This window comes from Oceanobacillus sp. HCA-5259 (genome assembly GCF_037892815.1).
GTDB classification, from domain to species: Bacteria; Bacillota; Bacilli; order Bacillales; family Amphibacillaceae; genus Oceanobacillus; species Oceanobacillus indicireducens.
Window position 1 is genome coordinate 22,854 of sequence record NZ_JBBKBV010000041.1, and the last position, 6,773, is coordinate 29,626.

The following is a 6,773-nucleotide window of genomic DNA, read 5'->3' on the forward strand; positions in this document are numbered from 1 at the left end:
AGGTAGAGGATGAGTCTGGAAGAATTTCTGCACAATTTGCATTTTGATATTGATAAAGCAAATCAGCTGAACTGGGAAGTGGATTGGGAGGATGCACCGCTTGCATATAAACTTTACCGTGGATTACCGGTCGCTCCATTGTCCGAAGAAGTACCACTGACGCTTACTGGTGGAGAACCTTCTGCAAAACTGGATATCAATAGAGTTGGCCATTTTCTCTGGTATGTATTCGGATTGACTCAATTGAGTCAATCCGTCTTGCAAATAGATTCGACAGATCAAGATACCTTTCCGATGCAGTCCTATAGGCGTTATGCTCCATCTGGCGGGGCGCTATATCCTAACGAATTGTACGTTTATTTAAAGGTAGAAGGACTCCCGGATGGAGTTTACCATTAAGCACATTACAGCTTGGTGTTGCTGCGGGAAGGAAATTTCGATTTCTATTTAGCTAGAGCTCTGGGGAATCGGTGTGACATCCCCTCGTGTTTCGGTATTGTCTTTGTCTCGACAATGTTTTGGAAAAACTTTTTTAAATACAACAACTTTGCGTATCGACTCCAAGGGTTAGATGCTGGTGTGTTGATTGGACAGCTAATGGAGGTAGCGAAGCGGTTTGGCTTTGCCACAGGTGTGTACTTTCAATTTCTTGATACCGCAATAAATCATCTGCTTGGACTATCTGATCTGGAGGAGAGTGTATATAGTGTAATTCCCCTGTCGGTGGAAGCCACCAACTGGTCTATGAGCGGAGAGGACCGCCACAAAAATATTATAGCGGATGAATTGAAACAAGAGCTGCCAGCAATTCAAACCAATCATTTCGAGCGGTCACTACGGATCAAAGAATATCCGATGATAACTGCAATGAATAAAGCATCTAACCTAGAATCTACATGGTCATTTCGAGAAATAAAGGGGAGGACAATTGCAGAATATGGGGAGAACACGGTGACATTGCCTCATACAAAATCCTTGCCCTATGATCTCGCGGAAATATGTAAAAATCGATTTTCTCCAGACATGGATTTCGTATTGGAGAAGGTGGATCAACAACAGTTGGCTGCCCTTCTCCAAGAAGCAATGGCTGCTTTTTCATACAGAAATGATTTGGATGTTGCGTATAACAATGATCCGCCTCGTGTAACAATTTACAGCAGTTTATACATGGTTGAAGGAATTCCAAATGGGGCGTACTATTATGATAGCACCGAACACATGTTAAGGGAAATTCGTCCCGGAGACCATCGACTTCATTTGCAGAATGGAATGTCTTTTAATAATGTAAATTTACTCCAGGTTCCAATTTGCCTGCATGTGGCAGGTGATAAGGATTTCTATAAGAAAGAACTAGGATACAGGGGTTACCGAATACAGCAGATGGAAGCAGGTATGCTCGTGCAACGATTGCTTTTGGCTGCGTCGGCCCTTGGGATGGGAGGACACCCGCTGCTAGGGTTTGACGCTAATTTGAGTGATGAACTTTATAAAATCGATCGACAAGGAAGGACCAGCCTAATCCAGCTCCCAATTGGTCCCTACCGACCACGTCCAATGCTCAAGGGAAGCTTGCACGGATAATGTAGCTTGCAGGGAGTTAGGGAATTCCATGTATTAACGGTCTGTAATATCCCCACTGAATGAGTTTCACTTTTAGAAAGTTAAAAGTCTGGGTATTTATAACGCAATAAACGGTAAATCCCCGTTAAAGATGGTACTGCCAACAGCATCTTTAACGGGGATTTACCGCACATTTATAAGAGAAGAGCTTTCATACGTTTACTGAAATTAGTGGGAGACCCACTTTTTTTAAAGGAAAGTATAAAATAAAAATGCTGAGATAACATAGGTATCCAGGATTAGCCACGTCCGGCTCCAGCGCCCAGCAACTAGCAAACTTCACACTCCTCCAATCGATAAGTCAACATCAACTCACTATCGTTCGTTGTGTTTCCTTTATCTCATTCCAGAGTGCTCTAGTTTGTACGTTGCTAAACGGGCGCTTGCGCCTTTGCTCATGTCATCTTCATCGTTTTTTGTATAGTTTCACTTGGGATAAATCATTCATATCTCTGATTGTCGGATTGATTCCTTTTTTAATTAAATCTTCCAATCTATGGACAGCTTTTTTGAATTCAAAGTCAGATATCTGTTTTGTAGCTAAAAGTGTACATAACATAGCATATGCAATCGGAGTGGTATCAACATTGACTTCTATATCGACATCGGAATTACCGCTATAATCAATGGTAGATCGTGTATCGTTTCTAAAATCAATTGGATGGACATTGCTTCTTGCGTTTTCCAAGTAACATCTCTCCTTTCTTCACGCATTAACGGTCTGTAATACCCCCACCTCTAAACAAAAGGGAAAACCAAAATGTTAAGGTGGGGGATATACAGTCCGTAAATACCTAATTCTGTTCAACTAACATTCAGTGGGGGGTAAAGAATTCCCCACTGAATGAAGTTTCACGTTATAAGAAAAAAGTGGGATAATAAAGCTATCCCACTAATCGTTCATTTAACGACATCTTTTTTTTCTTCTGCGATGGCGTTTTCTACGGCGATGGTCATGATCTTTTTCATCATCTTCTTCACGGGATCTAACGTTAACATTTGAGTTGCCGCTTCTGATAACTTTTGCAACGTTTAGATTACGGTTTTTGTTTTTCAAATCATTATCATTATCATTGTCATTTCTGTTATCTAAATCGATATCACTATCAAAATCACTATCAAAATCAAAATCTACATCTACATCTGTATCTTCATGACCTCTACCGTCAGAGTAAAAATACTCTTGGTTTCCATCTTGATCATATTTTCTTTCGTACTCAGACATATCACTTTCCCCTCCTTTTCATCGTTCTACTATACTATATACATAATTAATTTTTATGAGTTGACTTTTACCTTGGATAAAACGTTTGTTTTTCACCTTTTAAAAAGAAGGTTTTGTTTTCTAAAGAAAGTTATCTTTTAAACACCCAAGACAACAACTAATAAAATAACAAAAGATGAAGGCCACTTTTTATAAGGAAGCCCAACATGTGAAGGTGGGGGTATACAGTCCGTAAATACCTGATTCTGTTCAACTAACATTCAGTGGGGAGGTAAGGATTCCCCACAGAATGAAGTTTCACTTTATGGAGCGTTTGCCTTCAAGATATTAACGTTTTAGATGACGTATATATTCGATCCTTAAACAAGAAAGTCGATGTTCAATGCTCCCAAGTTGTGAGTTTTACGAATAAAGGAAAAGATTAAAGTTTATCATGCTGGGTAAACATTAATATCTTGTTTCCGAAAAAATGATATAAACAACGAGGAGTTGAACAAGTTGAACATCTTATTGACATCAACAGCAAGAAGAATAGACTTGGTAAATTTTTTTAAGGATGCTTTAAAAAAGGTTGATATCGATGGGAAAGTAATTGTTGCCGATCCTGAATATAATTCGCCGTCACTCCAAACTGGAGACGAGAATTATGTAATTCCAGAACAAACAGATACAAATTATATGGATGCAATTATTGAGATTTGCAAGAAGCATGAGGTGGACTGTCTTGTTCCATTAAATGATTGGGAAGTACCCGAAATATCAGACCACAAAAAAGAACTGGAAAAATTAGGTGTATCTGTATTTGCGCCGAATTCCAGTATTGTAGAAAAGGTGCGGGATAAAGGGAAATACCGAGAGTTGCTGGAACCGTTTAACGTAAAATCCCCACTTTCCTATTTTAACGCAGAAGATGCGAAAAGAGCATTGGAAAAACAAGAAGTATTCTTTCCGTTAATCGTGAAACCTCGTAACGGTTCCGCCTCAATAGGAATAGAACTTATTGACAATGTAGAGGATATGGAATTTGCTTATCAGCATGCTATTCAGGAGATTAAGGGAAGCCCACTCGATGGAGACACTTCAAGAAAACCGCAAGATAATATCATCATTCAGGAAGTGATTGAAGGGGATAAGTTTAGTGTCGATATGTTTAACGATTTAAATGGCCGCTTTCTTACATCCTTTGCTAGGAAGCAATTAGGTATGAGGGGCGGAGATATTGACCGATGTATTACTGTAAATATTCCGGAATTAACAGACATTGCACAGCAGCTAGGTGAAGGTTTTGGCCATGCAGGTTATATGAACACAGATGTTTATTTTAATGGGAAGGATTATTATGTTATTGACATTAATCCCCGTTTTGGGGGTGGCTATGCGTTTACCCACTTAGCAGGAGCTGATATTCCATCTGCAATAATTGCACTAACTGCAGGGAAGGAGATACAAGAAGAGTGGCTGCATCAAAAACCTAATATCGAGCTAGCGCGTCATGATATCGTTGTTCCCATAAATAAACGTAAAATCATGGAAGCACTTGAAGAGTAGTAGCTGGTAAAACTCTTGAATATTTTAAATGTAGGAGGGATAAAATGCGTGATCCAATTCCCTTACTAGAAGAGTTAATAAAAATAGACAGTTCCACAAAGGCAGGTGCGAATGAAGCAATTGCTTATTGTGAGCAATGGTTAACCAACCAAGATGTCCCTGTTAAAAAAATAGAAAATCACGGATTTCACATGCTCGTAAGTGAATTAGGCCAAGGTGATTTTACGATTGTCTTGAACGGACATATCGATGTCATTGCAGCAGAGGAAAGACAATTCCAACCATATATGGAAGATGGGAAAATGTATGGCCGTGGTACAGCTGATATGAAAGCAGGAGTAGCTGCTTCAATGGTGGCAGCTGCTCAATTGAAAGATATGGAATTAACGTCCAAAGTTATGCTTCAAATCGTTCCAGATGAGGAGACCGGTGGCAAGTATGGAACGAAATATTTAACGGAAAAAGGCTACTTGGGAGACTTTATTATTTGCGGTGAACCAACAAATATGGGGATTGGCATTCAGTCTAAAGGAGTACTCCAGATGGATATTACTGTCCTGGGAAAACCCGCACATGGAAGCCGGCCTTGGGAAGGTACAAATGCAATCACGAAAGCAATTGAACTCTATGAAGAAATTTTAGAGCTTCCTTTTGCACAAGAACGTTCATCCATGTTTACAAAGCCTTCTATCAATCTCGCAAAGATCCAAGGAGGGACCGTTTATAATAAAGTCCCAGAGCGGTGTGAGCTGTCACTGGATATCAGATATCTGCCACATCAATCTCCGGAAGATATCATTCATCAGATTAAGACAATTACAGACTGCAGTCTATCAATCCATAATCGCAACAATCCAATCAAAACAAAAGAAGACAATCCTTATGTGGAAGCGTTGGAAGAATCAATTAAACGAATTACTCATCTGGAAAAAGTTAATCTATTCGGTCAACATGGTTCCAGCGATGGACAATTTTTTACCGAGTACGGAGGTGCCGCTGTAGAATTTGGACCGATCGGCAGTGATTGGCATGGAGAGAACGAAATGGTTTATGTAGATTCGGTGAGAGAATACCGGGATGTGCTGGTGGATTTTGTTTTATCTTTGGAAGGTAATTTGCGAAAGTAGCTGATAAGCGAATGAAAAAGGAAAGTCCACTTAACCGATTAGAGTCGGTTTAGACTGTCCTTCAATTCGTTAGTTTCTACCTAAACGTTCGCTTCCATAAAATTGCCGTAGCCACGATAAGAAGCACTAAATAACCATAAATTGCAAAAGGTATAAAGGAGATTAATAGATGTATTAGCACAAATATCCCAATAATAATCATTAACAGGATAATGATCCATGCAGTACTACCGCCTTGCTGGGCCGTTTCAATCGGCTCGGTAAACGGATATTCTCCTTTATTAAACAGCTTATAAGCGATAAGCATCTGCAATAAAGCAATGACAAAAACAACTGCTATATCAGGCAGTATACGGATAGAAAATATCCAGATGTAAAGAATCGACAGTACAAGCATAATTGGTAAGTACAGCTTTACAAACATTGCTTTTAAAGCAGCACTATAGACAATAGAATGCTTTTGAATCGGTGTTGTTCGAAAAATCCATGCACCTTTGTATTTTGCGGAAAACTGCAGCATATAAACAACTGTTCCGATGATAACAGTGGAAAAATAAATGGTTAAAAGGATTTTCCTTGCCCTAACTCTTCCAGTGTTTGAAAGTTCAAATTGTTAAAAAGGAAGATTAATGGGAAAACAAATGCCATTCCCAATGAAGGGTAGACCTTTAATTTAAAATCTCTTTCCCGGCTTATCATAATTGAAGAAAAGCGGTAAAACACTCTTTCTTCTTTGCTAAAACAAATTAATTTTTCGATCAGGTCATTTAGCGTCCGTTTTTTCTTCTTTTTCGTACTTGATTCTTCCATCAGCTTTTGCAAATTCCGTTCGAAAGCTGGCATAGAGAGATAATAGAAGAAAATGGATAAGATTGGTCCTAATACGGCTAAAACAGAAAGAATGATAATCTCGCTCGTATAATTATGATTTAACACGAGTTCAAAGGGTGCACTGAACCATATTGGCGGAATCAATACATGCCACCAGCTAAAGTCATATACATTTCAACATGGACTCAAACATGGGTCCAAATATATCTTTAAGTGCATTTTGCATATCTTCTACGGTCTCTGGTTGGTATTTTTTTAGAATTTGTTTAGCTAATTCAGCTGATTTCTCTTCTCGCTTTGACTTAGTCAATAGAATAGCCTCCCATTCGTTATAGTTTTATTCTAACGATAAAAAACTAAACTGCGAAGTAAGAGCTGTGCGCTCTCCTACTTACACAGTTTAGTTTACACATCCTTCAAAG

Annotated in this window: 6 protein-coding genes and 2 pseudogenes; 3 read left to right on the forward strand and 5 right to left on the reverse strand. The window is 38.9% G+C overall.

From position 1 onward, the window contains the following. Positions 1-9: 9 nt before the first annotated feature. A pseudogene (locus WKU33_RS16525) lies at positions 10-1,581 on the forward strand (SagB family peptide dehydrogenase). 445 nt (positions 1,582-2,026) lie between these two features. On the opposite strand, the gene WKU33_RS16530 reads toward WKU33_RS16525, so the two are convergent. Then, the gene (locus tag WKU33_RS16530; protein ID WP_156856933.1) at positions 2,027-2,308 is read right to left on the reverse strand and encodes a hypothetical protein; all 282 of its coding nucleotides are present in this window, start codon (positions 2,306-2,308) and stop codon (positions 2,027-2,029) included. Positions 2,309-2,524: 216 nt separating this feature from the next. Then, positions 2,525-2,845, reverse strand: a complete 321-nt coding sequence (locus WKU33_RS16535; protein ID WP_156856934.1) for a hypothetical protein — start codon at positions 2,843-2,845, stop codon at positions 2,525-2,527. A gap of 498 nt (positions 2,846-3,343) precedes the next feature. Here WKU33_RS16535 and WKU33_RS16540 point away from each other — a divergent pair, with 498 nt between their 5' ends. Further along, positions 3,344-4,393 (forward strand): ATP-grasp domain-containing protein, encoded by a 1,050-nt coding sequence (locus WKU33_RS16540; protein ID WP_340455632.1) that lies wholly within the window; start codon positions 3,344-3,346, stop codon positions 4,391-4,393. A gap of 44 nt (positions 4,394-4,437) precedes the next feature. Then, positions 4,438-5,520 carry a M20 family metallopeptidase gene (locus WKU33_RS16545; RefSeq protein WP_336253099.1) on the forward strand — a complete coding sequence of 361 codons (1,083 nt, stop codon included), beginning with the start codon at positions 4,438-4,440 and terminating at the stop codon, positions 5,518-5,520. 76 nt (positions 5,521-5,596) lie between these two features. Here WKU33_RS16545 and WKU33_RS16550 read toward each other — a convergent pair whose 3' ends face one another. The 3 genes and pseudogenes from WKU33_RS16550 to WKU33_RS16560 all read right to left on the reverse strand — a co-directional run. After that, positions 5,597-6,040 (reverse strand): hypothetical protein, encoded by a 444-nt coding sequence (locus tag WKU33_RS16550; protein WP_340455635.1) that lies wholly within the window; start codon positions 6,038-6,040, stop codon positions 5,597-5,599. 41 nt (positions 6,041-6,081) lie between these two features. Next, on the reverse strand, positions 6,082-6,495 hold the full coding sequence (locus WKU33_RS16555) for a hypothetical protein (RefSeq protein ID WP_336253101.1): 414 nt from the start codon (positions 6,493-6,495) through the stop codon (positions 6,082-6,084). A 28-nt stretch (positions 6,496-6,523) separates the two neighbouring features. Further along, positions 6,524-6,661, reverse strand: a pseudogene (locus tag WKU33_RS16560) (IS256 family transposase); the annotation flags it as partial. Positions 6,662-6,773: the final 112 nt, after the last annotated feature.